22 protein-coding genes are annotated in these 20,451 nt (G+C 69.0%); 9 read left to right on the forward strand and 13 right to left on the reverse strand.

From position 1 onward, the window contains the following. Positions 1 to 8 precede the first annotated feature (8 nt). The 8 genes from ACW17Y_RS03320 to ACW17Y_RS03355 are packed head-to-tail and all read left to right on the forward strand — an operon-like array spanning position 9 to position 4,404. Positions 9 to 1,142, forward strand: coding sequence for a Re/Si-specific NAD(P)(+) transhydrogenase subunit alpha (locus ACW17Y_RS03320; protein WP_492037365.1), 1,134 nt, complete (start codon positions 9 to 11; stop codon positions 1,140 to 1,142). Then, the gene (locus tag ACW17Y_RS03325) at positions 1,139 to 1,390 is read left to right on the forward strand and encodes a hypothetical protein (protein ID WP_492037366.1); all 252 of its coding nucleotides are present in this window, start codon (positions 1,139 to 1,141) and stop codon (positions 1,388 to 1,390) included. The genes ACW17Y_RS03320 and ACW17Y_RS03325 overlap by 4 nt, the downstream gene beginning before the upstream one ends. Further along, a complete protein-coding gene (locus tag ACW17Y_RS03330) occupies positions 1,390 to 1,614 on the forward strand; it encodes a hypothetical protein (RefSeq protein WP_492037367.1) in 225 nt (74 codons plus the stop codon). The genes ACW17Y_RS03325 and ACW17Y_RS03330 overlap by 1 nt, the downstream gene beginning before the upstream one ends. After that, on the forward strand, positions 1,614 to 1,958 hold the full coding sequence (locus ACW17Y_RS03335) for an NAD(P) transhydrogenase subunit alpha part 2 (protein WP_492037368.1): 345 nt from the start codon (positions 1,614 to 1,616) through the stop codon (positions 1,956 to 1,958). Before ACW17Y_RS03330 ends, ACW17Y_RS03335 begins: the two co-directional genes overlap by 1 nt. Positions 1,959 to 1,960: 2 nt before the next feature. Further along, positions 1,961 to 2,263 carry a hypothetical protein gene (locus ACW17Y_RS03340; protein ID WP_492037369.1) on the forward strand — a complete coding sequence of 101 codons (303 nt, stop codon included), beginning with the start codon at positions 1,961 to 1,963 and terminating at the stop codon, positions 2,261 to 2,263. Continuing rightward, positions 2,263 to 2,565 (forward strand): hypothetical protein, encoded by a 303-nt coding sequence (locus ACW17Y_RS03345; RefSeq protein WP_492037370.1) that lies wholly within the window; start codon positions 2,263 to 2,265, stop codon positions 2,563 to 2,565. Before ACW17Y_RS03340 ends, ACW17Y_RS03345 begins: the two co-directional genes overlap by 1 nt. Further along, positions 2,565 to 2,948, forward strand: coding sequence for a hypothetical protein (locus ACW17Y_RS03350; RefSeq protein ID WP_492037371.1), 384 nt, complete (start codon positions 2,565 to 2,567; stop codon positions 2,946 to 2,948). Before ACW17Y_RS03345 ends, ACW17Y_RS03350 begins: the two co-directional genes overlap by 1 nt. A gap of 37 nt (positions 2,949 to 2,985) precedes the next feature. Further along, positions 2,986 to 4,404 (forward strand): NAD(P)(+) transhydrogenase (Re/Si-specific) subunit beta, encoded by a 1,419-nt coding sequence (locus tag ACW17Y_RS03355; protein WP_492037372.1) that lies wholly within the window; start codon positions 2,986 to 2,988, stop codon positions 4,402 to 4,404. Here the strand turns inward: ACW17Y_RS03355 and ACW17Y_RS03360 are convergent. Genes ACW17Y_RS03360 through ACW17Y_RS03385 form a run of 6 tightly spaced genes read right to left on the reverse strand, consistent with a single transcriptional unit; the run spans position 4,401 to position 8,692 of the window. Continuing rightward, entirely contained in the window at positions 4,401 to 4,916 is a 516-nt protein-coding gene (locus ACW17Y_RS03360; protein ID WP_492037373.1) for a hypothetical protein, read from the reverse strand. The two genes, ACW17Y_RS03355 and ACW17Y_RS03360, sit on opposite strands and share 4 nt — an antisense overlap. Then, complete coding sequence (locus tag ACW17Y_RS03365; protein ID WP_492037374.1) at positions 4,913 to 5,191, reverse strand: DUF2442 domain-containing protein; 279 nt, start codon at positions 5,189 to 5,191, stop codon at positions 4,913 to 4,915. Before ACW17Y_RS03365 ends, ACW17Y_RS03360 begins: the two co-directional genes overlap by 4 nt. Continuing rightward, complete coding sequence (locus tag ACW17Y_RS03370; protein ID WP_492037375.1) at positions 5,188 to 5,463, reverse strand: DUF4160 domain-containing protein; 276 nt, start codon at positions 5,461 to 5,463, stop codon at positions 5,188 to 5,190. The genes ACW17Y_RS03365 and ACW17Y_RS03370 overlap by 4 nt, the downstream gene beginning before the upstream one ends. 41 nt (positions 5,464 to 5,504) lie before the next feature. Next, positions 5,505 to 6,734 (reverse strand): NAD(P)/FAD-dependent oxidoreductase, encoded by a 1,230-nt coding sequence (locus tag ACW17Y_RS03375; RefSeq protein WP_492037376.1) that lies wholly within the window; start codon positions 6,732 to 6,734, stop codon positions 5,505 to 5,507. 9 nt (positions 6,735 to 6,743) lie between these two features. Continuing rightward, positions 6,744 to 7,688 (reverse strand): transcriptional regulator GcvA, encoded by a 945-nt coding sequence (gene gcvA, locus ACW17Y_RS03380; protein WP_492037377.1) that lies wholly within the window; start codon positions 7,686 to 7,688, stop codon positions 6,744 to 6,746. Further along, positions 7,685 to 8,692, reverse strand: coding sequence for a cysteine synthase A (locus ACW17Y_RS03385; RefSeq protein ID WP_492037378.1), 1,008 nt, complete (start codon positions 8,690 to 8,692; stop codon positions 7,685 to 7,687). Before ACW17Y_RS03385 ends, gcvA begins: the two co-directional genes overlap by 4 nt. Before the next feature lie 157 nt (positions 8,693 to 8,849). On the opposite strand from ACW17Y_RS03385, the gene ACW17Y_RS03390 reads away from it, so the two are divergent. Next, positions 8,850 to 11,303 (forward strand): S9 family peptidase, encoded by a 2,454-nt coding sequence (locus ACW17Y_RS03390; RefSeq protein WP_492037379.1) that lies wholly within the window; start codon positions 8,850 to 8,852, stop codon positions 11,301 to 11,303. On the opposite strand, the gene ACW17Y_RS03395 is transcribed toward ACW17Y_RS03390, so the two are convergent. The 7 genes from ACW17Y_RS03395 to ACW17Y_RS03425 are packed head-to-tail and all read right to left on the reverse strand — an operon-like array spanning position 11,300 to position 20,440. Continuing rightward, the gene (locus tag ACW17Y_RS03395) at positions 11,300 to 13,129 is read right to left on the reverse strand and encodes a hypothetical protein (protein WP_492037380.1); all 1,830 of its coding nucleotides are present in this window, start codon (positions 13,127 to 13,129) and stop codon (positions 11,300 to 11,302) included. The genes ACW17Y_RS03390 and ACW17Y_RS03395 overlap by 4 nt on opposite strands. Next, positions 13,126 to 15,291: a DUF4175 family protein gene (locus tag ACW17Y_RS03400; RefSeq protein ID WP_492037381.1), complete on the reverse strand. Its 2,166-nt coding sequence runs from the start codon at positions 15,289 to 15,291 to the stop codon at positions 13,126 to 13,128. The genes ACW17Y_RS03395 and ACW17Y_RS03400 overlap by 4 nt, the downstream gene beginning before the upstream one ends. Further along, complete coding sequence (locus tag ACW17Y_RS03405; protein ID WP_492037382.1) at positions 15,288 to 16,439, reverse strand: BatA domain-containing protein; 1,152 nt, start codon at positions 16,437 to 16,439, stop codon at positions 15,288 to 15,290. Before ACW17Y_RS03405 ends, ACW17Y_RS03400 begins: the two co-directional genes overlap by 4 nt. Further along, complete coding sequence (locus tag ACW17Y_RS03410) at positions 16,436 to 17,323, reverse strand: DUF58 domain-containing protein (protein WP_492037383.1); 888 nt, start codon at positions 17,321 to 17,323, stop codon at positions 16,436 to 16,438. Before ACW17Y_RS03410 ends, ACW17Y_RS03405 begins: the two co-directional genes overlap by 4 nt. A gap of 8 nt (positions 17,324 to 17,331) precedes the next feature. Continuing rightward, positions 17,332 to 18,330 carry an AAA family ATPase gene (locus tag ACW17Y_RS03415; RefSeq protein WP_492037384.1) on the reverse strand — a complete coding sequence of 333 codons (999 nt, stop codon included), beginning with the start codon at positions 18,328 to 18,330 and terminating at the stop codon, positions 17,332 to 17,334. A 45-nt stretch (positions 18,331 to 18,375) separates the two neighbouring features. After that, entirely contained in the window at positions 18,376 to 19,083 is a 708-nt protein-coding gene (locus ACW17Y_RS03420) for a DUF4159 domain-containing protein (protein ID WP_492037385.1), read from the reverse strand. 28 nt (positions 19,084 to 19,111) lie between these two features. Next, on the reverse strand, positions 19,112 to 20,440 hold the full coding sequence (locus ACW17Y_RS03425; RefSeq protein WP_492037386.1) for a TldD/PmbA family protein: 1,329 nt from the start codon (positions 20,438 to 20,440) through the stop codon (positions 19,112 to 19,114). Between the last annotated feature and the right edge of the window lie 11 nt (positions 20,441 to 20,451).

The following is a 20,451-nucleotide window of genomic DNA, read 5'->3' on the forward strand; positions in this document are numbered from 1 at the left end:
AGATTCGCTTGGCCGTCGCCATCGCCGTGACCCGGGAACGCCGTGAGGGCGAGACCCGCTGCGCCGTCACCCCCGAGACCGTGAAGAAATTCGTCGCTCTCGGCGCGACCGTGACGGTCGAGGCGGGCACCGGACTCGGCTCGTCCATTCCCGACAGCGAATACGTCGATGCGGGCGCCTCGGTGAAATCCGACACTCGCGCCACGCTCGACGGCGCCGATCTGGTGCTCAAGGTGCGCGGTCCGACGGCGCAGGAGATCAGCGCCATGAAGCCGGGCGCGGTCGTCGTCGCCCTGCTGGATGCGTATCGCGAGAAGGATACGGTCGCGGCCATGGCCGGGGCCAATGTCACCAGCTTCGCCATGGAGTTCGTGCCCCGGATCACCCGGGCCCAGGTCATGGACGCCCTGTCGTCCCAGGCGAACCTGGCCGGCTATCGCGCCGTGATCGAGGGCGCCTATGCCTATGGCAAGGGCTTCCCGATGATGATGACGGCGGCCGGCACGGTCGCGCCAGCCAAGGTCTTCATCATGGGCGTCGGCGTCGCCGGCCTGCAGGCCATCGCGACGGCCCGGCGCCTGGGCGCCGTGGTCACGGCCACCGATGTGCGCCCGGCGACCAAGGAACAGGTCGAATCGCTCGGCGCCAAGTTCCTCGCCGTCGAGGACGAGGAGTTCAAAAACGCCCAGACCGCCGGCGGCTACGCCAAGCCGATGTCGCCCGAGTATCAGGCCAAACAGGCGGCCCTGACCGGCGAGCACATCAAGAAGCAGGACATCGTCATCACCACCGCCCTGATCCCCGGCCGCGCGGCGCCGGTTCTGGTCAGCGCCGAACAGGTGGCCTCGATGAAGCCGGGCAGCGTGCTGATCGACCTGGCCGTCGAGGCGGGAGGCAATGTCGCGGGCTCGAAGCCGGGTGAGGTCGTGACGACGGCGAACGGCGTCTCGATCGTCGGCTACACCAACCTGCCGGGACGCATCCCGTCGGATGCGTCGAGCCTGTACGCCAAGAACCTCGTCGCCTTCGCGGGACTGCTGATCAAGGACGGGGCGCTGGCGGTCGATCTCGAGGACGAAATCCTCAAGGCGTCGGTGGTCACCAACGGCGGCGCCGTGGTTCATGAGGGGGTGCGGGGGTGAACGGCTTCCTGAAGGGTTTTCTCAAGCTGGTTTCAAACCTGGCTCTGATCGCAGGCCCCGTGCTCGCACTGCTGATGGTCCTGGCCGCCGCGATCGGCTCATTCGGCAAATTCGGTGTGTTGGCGCAGGCGGGGATCGGCGTCGGCATGGCGCTCTATCTGCTGTTCTGGAGCCTGTTGATCGGGGGCGTGCTGCGGCTGCTCCTCAGCATCGATGACCGGCTGGAACGACTGGAAGGGGTTCGCTGATGGGCAAGGATCGCTTTTTCACCGGGTTCGCCATGGCGACTGCCGCGCTTGGCGTCGCGCTGCTGGCGGCCTGCCTCGTCGCATGGGGTCTGACTGCCGCCGGCGTCGCTGACGTCGAGCCCTCGATCAGGATGTGGCAGAGCGCCGGTGGGCTGGTCCTCACCGGCCTGGCCCTGCGCTGGTTGTTTGGCGTCACAACAAAGACCGGACCGGAGAACCACTGATGGAACATGTTGATCCCACCGTCTTTCGCCTGGCCATCTTCGTGCTGGCGATCTTCGTCGGCTACTATGTCGTCTGGTCGGTGACGCCGGCCCTGCACACGCCGCTGATGGCCGTGACCAACGCCATCTCCAGCGTCATCGTCGTCGGCGGCCTGATCGCAGCGGCGGCCGTGTCGGGCGAGGCGACGGGCCCCAACGCCTGGATCGCCAAGGGCGCCGGCGTCGCGGCTGTGACGCTCGCATCCGTCAACATCTTCGGCGGCTTCATGGTCACCCGACGGATGCTGGCCATGTACAAGAAGAAGGAACGGCCCGCGAAGTCCGCTGAGGCGGCCAAGGCCTGATTATGATGACGACGGAGAACGTCATCTTCATGCTGGCGATCCCTATCGGGATCATGGGCGTCATAGCGTTCGTGCTGCTTGCCGGGCCCATACGTCCTCAGCTCAGGCGTCGGCTCGAGTGGGGGATGATCGGCGTCTTCTACCCGGGAATGGCGCTCTATTTCGCCTGGCGCACCGTCCAACTGATTCTGGAAGCGGAGGACTGGATCAGTGTCGCGTTGAGCGTTGCTATGGTTTGCCTGATGGTTTGGCAGGGCGTGGTCATGGTGCGCAAACAAGTCCATGCTGACGGGACGCGGACCTGATGGACGCGCTGAACCTCGCACCCGACAGCCTCGCCTGGACCGGCTCGTGGATCGCCACGGGCATCGGTCTGGGCATGTGGGTGTGGAGCTGGTTCGGCGAAAAGAACCCGATCCAGAAGCTGCGCCTGCGCGACTGCGGCGTGGTGCTGCTGTTCTCGGGAATACTGGCGCGGATCGTGGTGCAGGACCGGCCGATGATGGCCGTGGACTGGGCCATGGTCTTCCTCGGCCCCCTGTTCATCGCCGCCGCCCTGTGGCGGCTGGCGCGGACGGCGGCGGGCGCCGGGACGGAGCCTCAGTGATGCGCGGGTTCGCGGGTCTTCTCGTGCTCGCCGTCACGGCGGTCGCGCCCGTCGCCTCGGCCCAGGTCCATGTCGGCCGCAACGTCGAGGGCGGCCTGCCCTGGTCGGTCGCGGCGCCGCAGGGGGCCAGCTGGTCGCTCGTCTGCCGGTTCGCGCCGGTGACCTATGAGGCCAGCCAGTGGGACACGCGTCACTGGACCAACAAGATCGCCACAACCGGAACGGGCGCCGCCCGAGGGCGTCTGCCCGATCAGGACGGACGCTGCACCGTGACCAAGACCGGTGGGTCGGGACCGGTCGCGATCGCCATGGTCAAGGACGGCGAGGTCCTGTCCGACGCCACCAACGATACGGCCCATCCTGCGGCGGTGGGCTTCCTGTGATGACACGAGCGACCAAGACTTCTTCGGGGGAAACGACATGAACGCATCCATCGCGGCGCTGGCCTATCTGGCGTCGGGCGTCCTGTTCATCCTGTCGCTGCGCGGCCTGTCGAGCCCGGAGACCAGCCGTCAGGGCAATACCTTCGGCATGATCGGCATGGCGCTGGCCGTCGGGATCACCCTGCTGACGCTGGGGACCTCCGGCGCGCTCGATCCGGTGACCCTGGCCCTGCTGGCCGGCGGCGTGATCGTGGGCGGCGGCGGCGGGGCATTGATCGCCAAACGCGTCGCCATGACCGACATGCCGCAACTGGTCGCGGCCTTCCACAGCCTCGTCGGCATGGCCGCCTGTCTGGTCGCCATCGGCGCCATCTATGCGCCCGAGGCCTTCGGCATCCTCAATGCGGACGGCGTGGGCATCAAGACAATCTCGATTATCGAACTGAGCCTCGGCGTCGCCATCGGGGCGATCACCTTTACCGGCTCGGTCATCGCCTTCGCCAAGCTCAACGGCAACATGTCGGGCGCGCCGATCATCCTGCCGGCGCGGCACCTGATCAACATCGGTCTGGCCCTGGGACTGGTCTTCCTCATCGGTATCCTGATCGGGACCGGCGGCACGGCGGTCTGGGCCTTCTGGGGCGTGTTCGCCATCGCCCTGATCCTCGGCGCGACCCTGATCATCCCCATCGGCGGGGCCGACATGCCCGTCGTGGTGTCGATGCTGAACTCCTATTCCGGCTGGGCCGCGGCGGCCCTGGGCTTCACGCTGGAGAACATCGCCCTGATCATCACCGGCGCCCTGGTCGGGTCGTCGGGCGCCATCCTCAGCTACATCATGTGCAAGGGCATGAACCGCAGCTTCATCTCCGTCATCCTGGGCGGGTTCGGCGGCGATGCCGGACCGGCTGGCGAGGCCCGGGTCGAGACGCGGCCGGTCAAACAGGGTTCGGCCGACGACGCCGCCTTCATCCTCAAGAACGCCTCCAAGGTCATCATCGTCCCCGGCTACGGCATGGCCGTGGCCCAGGCCCAGCACGCGCTGCGCGAGATGGCCGACAAGCTGAAGGAAGAGGGCGTCGAGGTGAAATACGCCATCCACCCCGTCGCCGGCCGGATGCCGGGCCATATGAACGTCCTGCTGGCCGAGGCTAACGTCCCCTATGACGAGGTGTTCGAGCTGGAGGACATCAACGCCGAGTTCGCCACCGCCGACGTCGCCTTCGTCATCGGCGCCAACGACGTGACCAACCCGGCCGCCAAGACCGACCCGACTTCCGCCATCTACGGCATGCCGATCCTGGACGTGGAGAAGGCGGGCACCGTGCTGTTCATCAAGCGCGGCATGGCGGCGGGCTACGCCGGGGTCGAGAACGAGCTGTTCTTCCGCGACAACACGATGATGCTGTTCGCCGACGCCAAGAAGATGGTCGAGGGGATCGTGAAGGGGCTCTAGGGTTCGAAGCCAGACTTTTGGTGACGCGCTGCCAGCGCCCATCGCCACCGCCGTAGTTGAAGCGCCAGCGTGTCTATCGCTGAAGGTCTACGGCCGTAGGGGTTGATCCACGGAACCAGATTTTCTTTGATCATCGCGGCTCGATAATCGAGCGCCTTGTACTCGTCGCTCACGGTCGAGCGGCTTTCATGGGCGGCGTAGGCATATGCGGCGCTGACCAGTGACTCGATGTAACTGGTTGGCTTGGCCGGAAAATAGAGGCGGCATTCGAACGCGACTGCGTTTAGCCGATCCATAGTCCCTTTCGGCACCGCTTCTGTTCCGTCAACGATCACACCGATGATCTCGTAAAGCTCTGAGGCAAGGCGAGCTCGTTGCTCGGTGAGCGATGTTTCGACCTGTCGTTTGCTCGTTTCGCTAGCACACCATGCGGCATAGGCTGCGAAGAGCCCGGCTGCTGCGGATGCTACCGCTGCCCAAGCCGCGAGTGCTGTGGCATCATCGCCAATCAAGCCGCCGCGCTCTCAAATTTTAGAACTCCGGCCGCCTGCATGTCGGCATGCAACGCCTCGGGGCTCCAGTCGTAGCCATTGGGCCAGGTCAGGGCACCGAAGTCGAGGAAGACCTCGTTGAAGAAGGCAGGGTCGCGGAAAGGCAGGGTAACGGGCTTTTCGCTGGCGGCCAGATGCGAGAAGTCCCACTCGCCCGCAAGGCCGTCGGTGAACTGGAGCCACAGCCGATAGGGACCGATGATGCGGTATCGGCGGACGTGAACGACTTCTCTCATTTCTTTTCACCCAGACCCGGAATTCGACCCAAGGCGTTGGTTTCGCCGCGTTCGGCGATCGCCCAGACGCTCCTCAGTTCGGCAATATACTTCAGTCTCCATTCTTCGACCAATCGCGCGATCCGGGGCGGCAATCGGCCCACGGTGATCTCGCCCGTCTCGATCAAGACGAGGGCAACGCTTGATTCGTAATAGGCATGGAAGTGCGGCGGCGGATGATCGCTGACGTACATCCGGATCGCGATCCCGTAAAACCATGAGATGGTGGGCATGCTGTCCGCATAACACGGATCGGTTGTGTCGCAAAAAGCGCTTAGACCCCCACCTCCTTCATCGACACGCCCTTGTCGGCCAATTTTTCAACATCCACAGCCCGCCGCTCCCCGATCAACTTCCTGCCCATCATGAACTCGGGCGGGGCGTTGATGGCCTCGACGGCCTGCACTTTGTCGCCCTTCAGGTGGAAGACCGCGAAGCTGGCGGTGGAGGGATCGCCGCGGACGACGATGCGGTCGCTGTCGAAGGGGTAGCCGGCGATCTGGAGCTTGAGGTCGTACTGGTCCGACCACTGCCAGGGAGTCTCGCCGGCGGGGGCGGGGCGGCCGGTGATGGCGCTGGCAGCCTGTTTGGCCTGTTCGAGGGCGTTGGGGACGCTCTCCATGCGGAACAGCCGGTCGTAGATCGGCATGGGGCGGCGGGTGACGTCGCCGATGGCGAAGATGGCGGGGTCGGAGGTGCGGGCCTCCAGATCGACCAGGATGCCGCCCTCGACCTTCAGTCCCGCCGCGACCGCCAGTTCATCGTTGGGGAGGGCGCCGACGCCGACGACGCTGCTGTCGCAGGCGATGATGCGGCCGTCGGCCAGGGTCACGCCGGTGACGCGCGTTCCGTCGCCGACGAAGCCGGTCACGTCGGCGGCCAGGTCGAAGCGGACGCCGCGATCCTCATGATACGACTGGAAGAATGTCGACAGGACATCGCAGGCAACGCGGGCGAGCAGGCGCGGCTCGCGCTCCAGAACCACGACCTCAGCCCCCAGGGCGCGGGCGGAGGCGGCGACCTCCAGCCCGACATAGCCGCCGCCGACGACGGCCAGGGTGCGGCCCTCGCCGAGCTGGGCCTTGATCGCCTCGGCGTCGGCGGCCGTGCGCAGGACGTGGACGCCGACGAAGTTCGCGCCGAGCACATCGAGCATCCGCGCGCGCGCGCCGGTGGCCAGTATCAGATGGTTGTAAGCGACCGTCGATCCGTCCGACAGGCTCACGATCTGGTCGGTGCGGTCGATGGCCGTCGCCTCGACGCCGAGGCGGAGGTCGATGCCGTGCTCAGCGTAGAACTCCAGCGGGCGCAGGGCCAGACTTTCGCCGTCCGCCTCGCCCTTCAGCCAGGCCTTGGACAGGGGCGGGCGCTGATAGGGGATCAGCGGTTCCTCGCCGATCAGGACGATGGGTTTGTCATAGCCATACTGGCGCAACAGGGCGGCGGCCGTGCCCCCTGCGTGGCCCGCGCCGACGATGACGACGCCTCGATCCGGAACAGTCATGCGGGTCTCTTACAGCTCATCGACCGTGCCGTCGTCGGCATCGGCTTCGCGCCGCAGCCAGGCGACGAAGGTGCGGGCCTCTTCGCGGCCGCCGTTTCGCCGGGTCAGCACATGATAGCCCATGTCAGTCGGCAGGTAGCCGTCGGCGAAGGGCGTCACCAGCCGGCCCGAGGCCAGGTCGGCGGCGACGAAGGCGCGGGGGGCGAGGGCCACGCCGCGACCGTTGGCGGCGTCCTCGATGGCGAAGGCGGTCTGATCGTAGCGGGAGCCGGCAGAGGCGTCGACGCCAGTGACGCCGCGCGCCTTCAGCCATGCGGCCCAGTCAGGACGCGGCTCCTCGACCTGGCCGTTGACGACGTGGATCAGGGTGTGGCGGGCGAGGTCGGCGGGCTTCTGCAGTGGCCAACGGCCGGTCAGGAGGGCGGGGCTGCAGACCGGCACGACCCCGGCCTCAAGCAGGATTTCCGAGCGCACCCCGGGATAGCCGCCGACGCCGTAGCGGACGGCGACATCAACCCGGCCGCCGGCGACATCGGCCAGCTGCATGTCGGCGGAGACCCAGACCTCGATCTCCGGATGCTCGGCCGAGAATCGGACCATCCGGGGCGCCAGCCAGCGGGCGGCGAAGGACGGCGGCACGCTGACGGCGAGCGAGCGGCGACCGACCGGGCCGTAGACGATGTCGGCGGCGCGTTTCAGCTGCTCGAAGGCGTCGCGCAGCACGGGCTGGAGGCGGGCGCCGAGCTCGGTCAGAGCCACCGCCCCGCCGTCACGACGGAACAGGGGGCCGCCGGCGTGATCCTCGAGCACCTTGATCTGCTGGCTGACGGCGCCCGGCGTGACGCCCAGCTCGCGGGCGGCGAGCGAGATGCTGAGCCGCCGCCCGGCCGCCTCGAACGCCTTCAGGGAGTTGAGGGGCGGGAGCCTGCGCCCGTTGTCGTCGGCCGCGCTCATGCGCCCTCCAGCCAGGCGGGGACGTCGAAGCCCTTCGAACGGAGGAAGGCGGGGTTGTAGATCTTTCCGGCGTAGCGCTGGCCGGGGTCGCACAGGATGGTCGCGATGGTGTGGCCGGGGCCGAGTTCGCGGGCCAGGCGGATGGCGCCGGCGACATTGACGCCGCTGGACGGGCCAAGCGTCAGGCCCTCGTGCTTTGCCAGATCGAAGATGATCGACAGCGCCTCGGCGTCCTCGATGCGGAAGGAGTGGTCGACCGTGACGCCTTCCAGGTTGCCGGTGATGCGATTGACGCCGATGCCCTCGGTCACGGACGAGCCCTCGGCCTTCAGCTCCCCGTCGGTGAACCAGGCGTGCAGGGCGGCGCCGGGCGGATCGGCGAGGGCGATGCGGATCGCCGGGCTTTTCGACTTCAGGAAGTGGGACACTCCGGCGAGCGTCCCACCCGTGCCGGCGGCGCAGACGAAGCCCTCGATGCGGCCGTCTGTCTGGTCCCAGATCTCCGGGCCCGTGGTCTCAAAATGGGCGCGGCGGTTGGCGGTGTTGTCGAACTGGTCGGTATAGAAGGCCCCGTTCGGTTCGCTCTCATTCAGCTCGGCGGCGAGGCGGCGCGAGAAATGGACGAAATGGTTGGGGCTGGAGAAGGGCGCCGGATCGACTTCAACGAGGCGGGCGCCGTGCAGACGGACCGCCTTCTTCTTCTCCTCGGTCTGGCTGCGCGGCATGACGATGACGACAGGATGGCCGAGCGCCGCGCCGACCAGAGCCAGTCCGATGCCGGTGTTGCCTGCCGTCCCCTCCACGATCGTGCCCCCGGGTCGCAGGGCGCCGGAGGCCTTCGCGTCGAGGATGAGGCCGCGCGCGGTACGGTCCTTTACCGACGCGCCCGGATTGAGAAACTCTGCCTTGCCGAGGATCTCGCAGCCGGTCGCCTCCGACGCGGCGCGCAGGCGGATCATCGGCGTGGAGCCGATCAGGGACAGGACATCGGACGCGATCGGCACGGGGAGGTGCTCCATCTGGGACGAGGCCGCTTTTAGAATCCCTTTCGCCGAACGGAAAGGGAGCTTTGCCTTGGTGACCGGGGCGAAATGCGCGTTTACTGTCCGGACCGGCGCGCGCCGAAGGGGCCCGCCTTGTCCTGTCTGGCTGGAGTTTCCGATGAAGATGCGACTGATGCGCCATGTGGCGCCGGCTGTGCTGATGCTGTTCGCCACGCCGGCTCTGGCCCAGACGCCGGGAGCCCTGACCTATCAGCAGCCGCCCGCGCCGATCGCCGACATCCTGGACGCCCGCCCGACACCAGGCACCAGCGTCAGCCCCGATCAGAAGACCCTGGTCCTGTTCCAGCGGTCCAACCTGCCGACGATCGCCGAACTGGCCGAGCCGATGCTCCGCCTGGCCGGCTACCGGATCAACCCGCGCAACAACGGACCGGCCAACAGCCGCATCGCCTGGGTCACTGGCTTGAGCTTCCAGTCGGTCGAGGGCGGCGCCGAACGCCCGGTCGCCCTGCCGGAAGGATCCCGCTTCACCGGCGCCAGCTGGTCGCCGGACGGCAAGTCGGTCGCCTTCCTGATGGACCGGCCCGAAGGTATGGCCCTGTGGGTTGCGGACGTTCAGACGGCCACGGCGCGCGAGATCTTCGGCGCGCGGGTCAATGCCGCGACGGGCGCCGGCCTGTCCTGGCTGCCGGACAGTTCGGGGCTTCTGGTCCGGGCAGTGCCGGACGGGCGCGGCGCGGCGCCGGACGTTACGGCCGCACCGTCCGGGCCTACGGTGGCCGAAAGCGGCGGACGCGCCGCGGCGGTTCGAACCTATCAGGACCTGCTGAAAGGACCGGGCGACGAGGCCCTGTTCGCCCACTATTTCACCTCCCAGCTGATGGTGGTTCCGCTGGCTGGAGAGGCTCGCGCGGTCGGCGGCGGGGCAGGCGTCGTGCTGAGCGCCTCGGTGTCGCCGGACGGTCGCTACCTGCTGCAGACGCGCGTGAAGCGGCCCTATTCCTACGTCGTGCCTGCGGGTCTGTTCCCGGGGACGGTCGAGGTGACGGACTGGGAGGGGCGCGTCGTTCACAGCGTCGCCGACCTGCCTCTGCGCGACAACATCCCGCCGCCGTTCGACGCGGTGGAGACGGGGCCGCGCCAGGCCCAGTGGCGGGCCGATACGCCGTCGACCCTGGTCTGGGTCGAGGCCCAGGATGGCGGCGATCCGCGCACGCCTGCCACGGTGCGCGATCGCGTCTTCATGCTGGATGCACCCTTCAACGGTCAGGCGACGACCCTGATCGATCTGCCGGAACGCTATGCCGGGGTCACCTGGGGCCGGTCGGACGTGGCCGTGGTCAACACCCAGTGGTTCAACACCCGCCACGAGACGCGTTCGGTCGTCGATCCGTCGAACCCGGGCGCCGGTCGCGTCATCGTCGATCGCAACTACCAGGACCGCTACAACGATCCGGGCTCGATCGCGACGGAGGCCAACGCCGCCGGTCGTCAGGTGATCCAGTTCACCCCGGACGGATCGCGCGTCTTTGTCGAGGGTGACGGCGCGACGCGGGAGGGGGAGTATCCCTTCCTCGGCACGCTCGACCTCGCGACCGGCCAGACCGAACGCATCTGGCAGTCGGCGAGCGGCGAGTACGAGAGCGTCATCGGCCTGCTGGACGAAGACGGCCGTCGTCTGGTGACCGTGCGCGAGAGCCGCACCGAACCCTCCAACCTGCGCATCCGCGATCTGGACGGCGGCGTGACGCCGTTGACGAACTTCCCTGATCCTGCGCCGCAGCTGGCGGGGGTGACGCAGCAGCTGATCACCTACACCCGCGACGACGGAGTGCAGCTGTCGGGGACGCTCTATCTGCCGGCCGGCTACGACAAGGATCGCGACGGTCCGCTGCCGCTGTTGATGTGGGCCTATCCCGCGGAATTCACCGACGCGGCCGTGGCCGGTCAGGTCGTGGATACGGCCAACCGCTTCGTGCGGCCGGGCGGGTCCAGCCATCTGTTCCTGCTGACCCAGGGCTACGCCATCCTGGACAATCCCTCGATGCCGATCGTGGGACAGGACGGGGTCGAGCCGAATGACACCTATATCGAACAGCTGAGCGCCTCGGCGAAGGCGGCCGTCGATGCGGTCGTCGGAATGGGTGTGGCCGAGCGTGGGCGGATCGCCGTCGGCGGCCACAGCTACGGCGCATTCATGACCGCGAACCTGCTGGCCCACACCGACCTGTTCGCCACCGGCATCGCGCGATCGGGCGCCTACAACCGGACCCTGACGCCGTTCGGATTCCAGGCCGAGCAGCGGACCTACTGGCAGGCGCCGGAGACCTATAACGAGATGTCGCCCTTCGCCTATGCCGACAAGGTCAATGAGCCGATCCTGCTGATCCACGGCGAGGCCGACGACAACCAGGGCACCTTCCCGATCCAGTCGGAGCGCTTCTATGCGGCGCTCAAGGGCAACGGGGCGACGGTTCGCTATGTGGTCCTGCCGCTCGAGGCGCACGGCTATCGGGCGCGGGAATCGGTGGGTCATACCCTGTGGGAGATGACCCGCTGGCTGGACCAGACGATCAAGACCCCGCCCGCTCCGGCGGCGGGCGCAAACTAGCGGCGGAGGCGGGCTCGCAGCGACGCGACGAGCCCGCCGACCTCCCGGTTCCGCTCGAACCACCACAGGGCGGACAGCACGACCAGCAGCCCGACAAACCAGGGCCAGGGCGAGCCGGGCGCGTGTGACGTTGAGGCCGGCGCAGCGCGGGTCGGTGCCGTGCCCGCGAGGGCCAGCGTCGCGGACCGGTTGGCGGCGATGACCAGCGAAGGAGCGGCGTCGGCCGGCTGAACATAGAAGGCCGTCTGGCGGTTCTCGCCGTCGCGGATGACATGCCAGCCCGGCTGTTCAGGCCAGAAGGCGGCGCAGGCGCGGTCTCCGGCGGCGGGATCAACGCGCAGGGCATGTGCGCGGCCGTCCTGACCAAGGACCGTGGTCTGCCCGACAATGCGGCACGGGGCGATGCGGGCGCCGACCCGGGCGATCCCGTCGATCTCGGCGCGGCTGTCGTCGCCGGCGCGCCCGATCTGCGAGAAGAGCGTACTCCACATCTCGCCGTAGCGATCCGGACGGCCGGTCAGGACCAGGGCATAGCTGTCGGTCACCGTCCAGACGCCGACGCGGCCTCGCCCCCTGCCGCGCCAGCTGGCCAGGGCGACGCCATCCGCATCGCGCAACAGGGTGACGGCGCCGGACCCCTCGACGATCAGGTCGCGGCGGGCCAGTTCGGGCAGGGCCTCGACGTCCTCGGCCTGTTCAGTGGGGGCTTCGGCTTCGGCCGCTGCGTCCTCGGCGGGCGGGTCGAGGCGCAGGGGCACGGCCTCGTCGCCGCCGCTGAGGCTCAGACCCAGTCCGGCCCAGTCGCGGCGGGTGGCGGCCGACAGAGGGCCGGCAGGGCGAAGCAGAACACCGAGGCCGTTGTTCATCGCCGCCGTCAGCGCCCCACGCTGGCCGCCGCTCAGACTGTCCCAGCGCCGGTCGTCGAGGACCACGAGGTCCAGTTCGTTCAGCGTCGCGGCATTGAGCGCAACGGGCGGATCGCCGAGCCGGACGCCCGCGCCGATGTCGATGTCGAGGGTCAGTGCGACGCCGGAATCCTCGGCCCAGCGCTTCAGGTATTTGGTCTCGGCCGTGGGCGCTCCGGCGAGCACCAGAACGCGCGGCGGCGTCGTGGCGAGGGTCTCGACCGGGATGGCGATCCGCTCGACCACCTCGCCGGCGGGGTCGCGGAGCCTGAGGTCGAACAGGGCGAGGCCGGGCGCGCGGGCGGAGGCCATCAGGGCGAACCGCTCGCCGGGCGCGATGCGGGCCGTGTCGACGACCTCATCGGCCGGATCGACCAGTTCGACGGTCCCGGCGGCCATGGTCCCGACCTGTCCGCCGACGACGAAGGTCGCGCCGGGCGCCGTAGGCTCGGGCAGGGCGAGATCGGTCAGGCCGCGCGGCAGGGGCGGGGCCGCAAACTCGACGGGGACGGGCAGGGGCGACTGGTCGCGTGGGGTCAGGCCCTGCCCGAGCACGCGGACACGGGCGGGCGTCGGATAGCGACGCAGGGCCGTGGCGAGGTCGGGGACGCGGGTCGCCTCGGTGACCGGGCCGGCCTCGGGCAGGGCGACGAGGATGTCGCCGGGGGCAAGCTGGACGGCAGCCGGGGAGCCTGCCGTCGCGACGATCAGCGTCCCCGTGCGGATCACTGACGCGGGTGGATTCAGGGTCAGCCACAGCAAGAGGCCCGCCACGACCTGCAGACCCATCAAGGTCGCGACGCGCCAGCGGGGTCCCTGCGTCTCGGCCTTCCTGTGCCAGAGGACCAGGCGGACGACGCCGAGGACGACGGCCGCGATGATGACAATTGCGGTCCAGAATGTCGGACTGGAGACACTCATCGCAGGGCGTCCAGATAGCGTTGCCCGCGCTGGCCGGGGGCCTCGCGACGGCCCGGTGCCGGTGCCGGCCGCTGCAGGGCGGTCCACAACAGGGCGCGCAGGCGGCGGCGGCAGTCGAGGCAGGCGGGCTCGTTCCTGACCGTGTCAATGGCGGCGCGCAACGCCAGCGGATCGGCCAGCCGTCCGCCGTTCTCGCGCGCCCAGCGGTCGAGCGCGCCCAGAGCCAGCGGCGCCGAGGTCGAACCGGGCCGTTCTTCCAGTGCGCGCCAGGCGTCGGCGGCGACGGCGTCGGCGGGGCTGCGTTCCGGGCGCTCGGGGTTCTCGGCGACGATGTCCTCGCGCTTGCCGGTCAGGCGGCGGGCGAAGTCGACGGGCGGCAGGTCATTCCCGAGTCTGGGGAGGAAGACTCGCGTCGCGCGCTGGGCCTCTTTCAGAAGTTCCAGCGCCTCGTTGGCGAAGGGCAGGGCCTGTTCCGGCCGCCCCTGACGCAGTTCGCGCTCCGAACTCCACATGGCGTCCAGGGCCCGTGCGAGGGCCGAGCGGGTCCGGGGCGCGAACAGGGTCGCGGCCTCGCCGGAGTCATGGGCATGGCCGAACTCGTGCAGCACGTCGACCTCGGACCCCATGGCGCCGCCAGCGGCCTCATCGCCATGGTCGTCGTGTTCGTCATGATCGGCGTGAGCGGGTGCGGGGACCGGCGCCGGCGTGTCGCTCGTCGGCAGCGGCGGGCGGGCGGGCACGGCGTCGCTGGTGGGCAGGATGATGCCGCTGCCTCCGCCGCCCTCGGCCTCCTCGCCCATGAACTGGCCGTAGCGCAGACGCAGGGCGGCCTGTTCCTCGCCGATGACGTTGGACCGGTCCATGACGGCGCGGGGCTCCAGTCGGCGACGCTCGGCGATCAGGGCCTCGGCATTGATGATGATCTGGCGCTGGCTGGCGAAATAGGCGGGCATGACGCGCATGGCCATGCCGTCCAGCCCGTCGGCCATCGCCAGGTTGGCGGGCCAGCGCAGGATGACGCTGGGGCCCTCGACCTCGTGCCGCTCGGGACTGCGATTGTCGGTGACGACCAGCTGGACGATCAGGTCGCTGCCCGCCGCCATGCCTTCGCGGGCCAGGTCCAGGGTGGTCGAGAAGCGCAGCTGTTTCGCCGCGCCCTGCCCGCGCAGGGGCATGGTGCGTTGTTCGAAGGTGATGTTCTCGCCGTCGCCCTTGGTGACGGTGATGCGCAGGGTTGCGGTCTCTATGACGCCGTAGTCGTCGCTGGCCTCGAACACCGGCGTCCAGGTCGTCTGGCCGGGGGTCAGCTGGACCAGTTGGCTCTCGGGTTCGACCAGTCGGACGACGGGCTCGGCGTCGGCGACGGCGTCAAGGCGATTGAGCCGCTGCTGGGCCAGTCCCGCGGCCTCGATGCGATAGAGGAGAGGGCGGTCGATGATACGGGCGCCAGTCCAGCGCTGGCCGTCCCGGATCAGGGAGACCGGGGTGCTTTCCGGGAACTCCAGACCGGCGGTGGACGGCTGGGGCGCGAAGTCGATCAGCCATTCGACGCGCGAGCCCTCGGGCACGCGGGCGTCGAGGGTGGTCTGCTCGCGGACGGGCAGGCCGGTGTAGGCGGGCGGGGTTATGCGCAGGCGGGCGGCGGTCAGGACAGGCGCCGTCGCCCCGGACGCCGCACGGGCGGGGGCGGCGGCTTTGGTCTCGGCGTCGTTGGGGGCGGGCCAGAACAGGACGGCGGCGATCAGGACGACGGCGGCGCCCCAGGCGATCAGGATGGGTCGCTGCGACCAGCCGGGGCGGAGGTCGACGGCGGCGGCCTCGTGGACGCGGCTTTCGAGACGGTCGCGCTGGAGGGCGGCGAGGCCGGCGAGGGCCGAGCGGTCGCGGAACAACAGGGTGGTGCTGTCCTCGAAGCGCGGCATGCGGGCGTCCAGTTCGCCGATCAGCCAGCTCAGATCGAACCGACGCGAGCGCCAGACGGCGACGGCGGCGAGAACGGCGAGGCCCAGGACGGCGGCGATGACGGCGCCGGTCACTCCGAACAGTCTCCAGCCGAGGGCAGCGACAATGAGAACGGCAGGCAGGCCGACGGCGACCGTGTCGAGACCGGAGCGGGTGCGGGCGGCGCTCTGGTGGTTCAGAAGGACGGGCACGGCGGTCATGGCGCGACCGCTCTTGCGCGGCGGGTGGCCAGCCAGCGCTCTCCGGCGAAGATCAGGGCGATCAGCAGGGCCAGCCAGGGCCGCAGGTCTAGCGGCGGCTGGTCGTAGGGGGCGGCGCCGGTCAGGGGCGCATGGTCGACGGCGGCGACGCGGGCGGGCGCCGGGCGCGGATCGAGCATGGTCAGGAGGGCGTCGGGGAAGCCGGGCTCGACCAGTTGCGGGATGGCGCCGGGCTCGAGCGGGCGGGTCATTCGGATGACGCGCCCACGACCGAGACGCCCGGCAACGGCGAGCGGCTCGCCCGCCGTGCCGCGCCAGACGGCGACGGTCTCGCCCTCGACGGGGATGCGGGCCTCGAGCGCGGTCAGGATGACGCCGCCGTTGCGGACCCAGGTTTCGACGGGCGCGGGGACAGGGCCGGAGGCGAGCCAGACCAGGTGGCGGGCGCTGCTCGGGACGCCGCGATCGATGGCGGCGGCGTCGAAGCTCGGCTCGGCGTCAGCCGGGGTCCATGCCGTGGCGGCGGCGCGGAAATAGACGACGGCGCTCTCGGCCTCGGGGGCATAACGGACGGTCAGGGAGGGCGGCGCGGGAGTGGCGATGCGGTGTGCGGGCGCCTCGGCGCCGACGGTCCATTCGACGCGACGGGACAGGCGAGGGCGTTCGGCATCGACGCCGTCGAGCGTGGCGGGGACCACCAGTTCGACCGGGGTGCCGGGCGGCAGTTCGGCGTCGAGCTGGCGGATCAGGCTGACGACATCGTCGGGGACAGTCGGGGCCAGGGCTCCGTGCTCCGGGAAGCCGGGAGCGAGCCAGACGACCCGGTCTCCCTTCTCCGTGGCGGCGGCGACGGTCGCGGCGTCGACGCCCGGAGCGACGGCGACGACGGAGCGATCGTCGGCGGCGTCCCACAGCACCGGCGCAGCCAGCCACAGGACGATCAGGGCCAGCAGCAGGAGGCGGGCGGCGAGCAGGAGGCGTTCGTCGATTGTCAGGCTGCGGCGTGGCTTGGGCTGGGGATCGAGCCAGCGCAGGGCGGCGAAGTCGATCGTGCGGCTCTCGGTCCGGCGCGCGATATGGATGACGACCGGGATCGCCAGGGCCAGCAGGGCGGCGAGGCCGACGGGGAGGAGCAGGGCCGGGTTCATCGCCGGTCCGCTGCGCGGAACAGGCTGCGGATCGGGATGTCCGCGCTCTCGTCGATGAAGTGTTCGACGTGGCGGATGCCGCGCGTTTCAAGCCGGGCGGCGAGCGCCGCGCGCGCAGCGGCGAAGCGGGCGAGGAAGGTTTCGCGCAGCGACCGGCCGTCGCCGATCAGGTCGGCGCCTGTCTCCGCATCATGGAAGCGGTAGCCCTGGTCGAACGGGAAGTCGCGTTCATCGCCGGTCAGGATCTGGACGATACAGATGTCGCGGCCCGAGGCGGCGAGCCGTTCGGCGGTGGCGATACAGCCCTCGTCGAAGCCGTCGGTCAGGATGACGATGATGTCGCGCGCGCCGATCTGTTCGCCGAAGACGCCGACGTCGCGGGTCCAGTCGGCGGCGCCCGAGGCCTTCAGCGGCGCGAGGGTCAGCAGGACACGGTCGCGGTGGCGGCCGCCGGCATGCGGCGTCAGGACCATGGGGCCTTCGGCGCGCTCCACCACGACGCCGAACCGGTCGCCCTGATACAGGGCGATCTCGATCAGGCTGGCGGCGACGCGTCGCGCGGCGTCGAAACGGGACCAGTCGGGGCGGGCGAGATCGGCCTGGGCCATGGAGGCGCTGGCGTCGAGGATGATCCAGATGGCGACGGGGCTCTCGCGTTCGGCGTCGCGGACGAAGAACTTGTCCGACCGGGCGTAGAGCTTCCAGTCGATGGCGCGAAGGTCGTCGCCGCGCTCATAGGCCCGGTACTGGGCGAACTCGAGCCCGCCGCCCTTGTTGCGGCTGTCGTGCATGCCTGCGCTCGCCAGCACCGCCGCGCGACGCGGGACGATGGACAGGCGACGAAGGCGACTGCGCAACTCCGGGGGCAGGTCGAGCGGAGACATGCTCTTGATCAGTCGGGCGCCGGCGCGGGCAGGGCGGCGACCAGGGCGGCGACGACATCGTCGGCGGTCTTGCGTTCGGCTTCGGCGGCGAAGGACAGCAGGATGCGGTGGCGCAATACCGGCGCGGCGAGGGCGATGACGTCCTCGCGCGTCGCGGCGAGGCGACCATGCAGCAGGGCGCGGGCCTTGGCGGCGAGCACGAGGGCCTGACCGGCGCGCGGACCGGCGCCCCAGCGGACGTAGTCCTGAATGGCTTTCGGCGCCTCCGGCGACGGGCGGGTCGCGCGGACGAGGGACGTGATCCAGGTCAGCAGGGCCTCGCCGACATAGACGTCGCGCACCCATTTCTGCAGGGCGACGATGTCCTCGCCGACCATGACCTGGGGCACGGCGCCGACGCCTGCGCCCGTGGTCGCGACGAGGATGGCGCGTTCTTCTTCGGCCGTCGGATAGCCGACGCGGATGTTGAGCAGGAAGCGGTCGAGCTGGGCCTCGGGCAGGGGGTAGGTGCCGGCCTGTTCGAGCGGGTTCTGGGTCGCCAGGACGAAGAAGGGCTCGTTCAGCTTGTGGGTTACGCCGGCGTAGCTGACCGTGTGCTCCTGCATGGCCTCCAGCAGGGCGGCCTGGGTCTTGGGCGGGGTGCGGTTCAACTCGTCGGCGAGGAACAGGTTGGTAAAGACCGGGCCGGGCTGGAAGCGGAAGCTGCGATGGCCGGTGCCGTGATCCTCCTCCAGAACCTCGGTGCCGAGGATGTCGGAGGGCATCAGGTCCGGGGTGAACTGGACCCGGCGGAACTCCAGATGGAGGGCTTGGCCGAGGGTGCGGACCAGCAGGGTCTTGCCCAGGCCCGGCACGCCCTCGATCAGGCAGTGGCCGCCGGCCAGCAGGCCGATCAGCAGCTGTTCGACGACCTCGTTCTGGCCGACGATGGCCTGGCCGATCGCGGCCTTCAGCTTACCCAGCTGGGCAAGCCTGGCGTCGATCTCGGATTGGGTGGGCGTGGTCATCGAAACTCCGGGGAGGAGGGAGGCGAAAAGGTCAGGCGGCCGAAATCAGGCCGTCAGGGCGTAGAGGATGATGTTGACCGCGAACTTCGTATTGTCCTCGGCGAGGAAGCGCTTGTTGCGCCAGTCGTAGTCCCACTCGCAGCCATAGTCCTTGTTGGAATAAAGCACGCCCAGCCGGCCATCGATCTCGATGCCCTTCAGGTAGTCGTGGATGAGGTCGTCGCCCCATCCGTTCAGTTCGAAACTGGTCGCCGGCGGACCGTCCTCGAACTCGAAGAAGCTGCGGTAGATCGCATGGTCGTTGGGCAGTTTCTTCAGGGCCTCGGCGCCGAAGATCGAGGCCATCTGGCGCTCGAACGTCGTGGCGAACAGGCCGTCGATGTCATGGTTGCAGTCGTCGACGAAGACGAAGCCGCCGTTACGGACATAGCGTTCGAAATTGCGCGCCTCGGCCGCGTTGAACTCCACAAGTTTGTGGCCGGCGAGGTAGCAGAAGGGGGCGGTCAACATGGCCGGATCGGCCAGGGCCACGACCCGCTCGTCCGGATCGACCCGCAGGTTGGTGTAGTCGACCAAGGACGTCAGAATGTTGGCCGGCATCCTCTGGTCCACATCCCAGTCGCCGGAATCGTAGCGCAGCCGGGTGAACCAGAAATCGTAGGTGGCCTGCGCGTCGGCGGCGCGCGGGAAGCCTGCAAGCAGGGCCCCCAGCGCGCCGCCGGTCAGCAGTCGCAAGGCATCGGCGCGTGTCATACTCGAACCCGACACGCACCCCCTCCGGTCAGACGGCGTCGGACAGGGAGGTGAAGGTGAAGTCGCGCAGACGCATCGGCGGGATCATCATGGTCGGACCGTCATCGCCGACCCGGACCGAACGGCCCAGTTCGTCGATGTTGTTCAGCATGATCACGGGCGACTCGTTGAAGCGGAAGTTCTTCAGCGGGTACTTCAGCTCGCCGTTCTCGATGTAGAAGGTCCCGTCCCGCGTCAGGCCGGTCAGCAGCACCGTCTGCGGATCCACCATGCGGATGTACCAGGTGCGGGTCACCAGGATGCCGCGCTCGGTCTCGCGCACCAGGTCGGACGTCGATTTGGTGCCGCCCTCCATGATGATGTTGCCGGGCTGGGCCTGGGCGGGCTTGCCCTGTTTGTCTGCCCAGAAGCGCGAATAGCCGAGGTTACGGACGATGCCGTTCTCGATGATGTTGACCCTTTCGCGAGGCAGGCCGTCGCCGTCCCAGGGCAGGGCGGGCGCTTCGGCATGCCAGGGATCGGAGTAGACGTTGACGCGCGGGTCGAAGACCTGCTCGCCGATCTTGTTGCCGCCGCCGGCCTTGGACAGGAAGCTGCGGCCCTCGTCCGCCGAACGGGCGTCGAAGAAGTTGAACATGAAGGAGATCAGGCCGGCCGCCGCCGCCGGCTCCAGGATCACCGTATACTTGCCGGGCTCCAGCGCCTGGGCGTCGCGCGAGGCGCTGGCCTTGCGCATCGCGATCTGGATGTCGGTGTCCACGTTGAAGGTGCTGGCGTCCTGAAGATTGCGGGCGACCCAGCCCGAACCCGTTCCGTCCTCGGTCCGCACCGTGCAGGTGTAATCCATGCCGGTGGAGCGCTGATAGCCGAAGTTGCCATTGGAGTTGGCGAAGGCCGTGAAGCTCTGATTGTCGTTCAGGAAGCCGGCGGCGATCAGGTTCTGGCTCTTGCAGGGGTCGATGGAGGCGCGAGCGATCTCGGCGCGGTTCTCCGGCGTGATGGCCGCCGTCGCCGCGCTGAAGGTGTTGGACGCGCGATAGGTCTGCCGCTGCACGGCCGGCATGAACTCGGGGTTCTCCGGCGCCAGTTTGGCGAGGTCCTCGGCGCGCTTGACGACGCGGGCGAGGGCGGCGTCGGAGAACTCGTTGATCGAGGCGGTCCCGACCCGTTTTCCGAACGCGACCTGCACGGCCAGATCGGTGTTGGTGATGACCCCGCTGGTGGAGACATTGTTCAGGGCGAAGCGAATGTTTCCATCGATCGTCCCGGCCAGCTGGGCGGTGCATTCGTCGGCGGTCGACAGCGCGATCACCTTGTCGAGGATCGTCCTGGCCTCGGCTTCCGTCATGATGCTCATGTGATTTTTCC

The sequence above is a fragment of the Brevundimonas sp. AVps7 genome (assembly GCF_058681545.1).

What these genes read in the sequence shown, in the direction of transcription:
- ACW17Y_RS03330 (WP_492037367.1), top strand. Translation starts at nt 1,390, where the DNA reads ATGGGCAAGGATCGCTTTTTCACCGGGTTCGCCATGGCGACTGCCGCG.
- ACW17Y_RS03335 (WP_492037368.1), top strand. Translation starts at nt 1,614, where the DNA reads ATGGAACATGTTGATCCCACCGTCTTTCGCCTGGCCATCTTCGTGCTG.
- ACW17Y_RS03340 (WP_492037369.1), top strand. Translation starts at nt 1,961, where the DNA reads ATGATGACGACGGAGAACGTCATCTTCATGCTGGCGATCCCTATCGGG.
- ACW17Y_RS03345 (WP_492037370.1), top strand. Translation starts at nt 2,263, where the DNA reads ATGGACGCGCTGAACCTCGCACCCGACAGCCTCGCCTGGACCGGCTCG.
- ACW17Y_RS03350 (WP_492037371.1), top strand. Translation starts at nt 2,565, where the DNA reads ATGCGCGGGTTCGCGGGTCTTCTCGTGCTCGCCGTCACGGCGGTCGCG.
- ACW17Y_RS03355 (WP_492037372.1), top strand. Translation starts at nt 2,986, where the DNA reads ATGAACGCATCCATCGCGGCGCTGGCCTATCTGGCGTCGGGCGTCCTG.
- ACW17Y_RS03365 (WP_492037374.1), bottom strand. Translation starts at nt 5,191, where the DNA reads ATGAGAGAAGTCGTTCACGTCCGCCGATACCGCATCATCGGTCCCTAT.
- ACW17Y_RS03370 (WP_492037375.1), bottom strand. Translation starts at nt 5,463, where the DNA reads ATGCCCACCATCTCATGGTTTTACGGGATCGCGATCCGGATGTACGTC.
- ACW17Y_RS03375 (WP_492037376.1), bottom strand. Translation starts at nt 6,734, where the DNA reads ATGACTGTTCCGGATCGAGGCGTCGTCATCGTCGGCGCGGGCCACGCA.
- gcvA (WP_492037377.1), bottom strand. Translation starts at nt 7,688, where the DNA reads ATGAGCGCGGCCGACGACAACGGGCGCAGGCTCCCGCCCCTCAACTCC.
- ACW17Y_RS03390 (WP_492037379.1), top strand. Translation starts at nt 8,850, where the DNA reads ATGAAGATGCGACTGATGCGCCATGTGGCGCCGGCTGTGCTGATGCTG.
- ACW17Y_RS03395 (WP_492037380.1), bottom strand. Translation starts at nt 13,129, where the DNA reads ATGAGTGTCTCCAGTCCGACATTCTGGACCGCAATTGTCATCATCGCG.
- ACW17Y_RS03400 (WP_492037381.1), bottom strand. Translation starts at nt 15,291, where the DNA reads ATGACCGCCGTGCCCGTCCTTCTGAACCACCAGAGCGCCGCCCGCACC.
- ACW17Y_RS03405 (WP_492037382.1), bottom strand. Translation starts at nt 16,439, where the DNA reads ATGAACCCGGCCCTGCTCCTCCCCGTCGGCCTCGCCGCCCTGCTGGCC.
- ACW17Y_RS03410 (WP_492037383.1), bottom strand. Translation starts at nt 17,323, where the DNA reads ATGTCTCCGCTCGACCTGCCCCCGGAGTTGCGCAGTCGCCTTCGTCGC.
- ACW17Y_RS03415 (WP_492037384.1), bottom strand. Translation starts at nt 18,330, where the DNA reads ATGACCACGCCCACCCAATCCGAGATCGACGCCAGGCTTGCCCAGCTG.
- ACW17Y_RS03420 (WP_492037385.1), bottom strand. Translation starts at nt 19,083, where the DNA reads ATGACACGCGCCGATGCCTTGCGACTGCTGACCGGCGGCGCGCTGGGG.
- ACW17Y_RS03425 (WP_492037386.1), bottom strand. Translation starts at nt 20,440, where the DNA reads ATGAGCATCATGACGGAAGCCGAGGCCAGGACGATCCTCGACAAGGTG.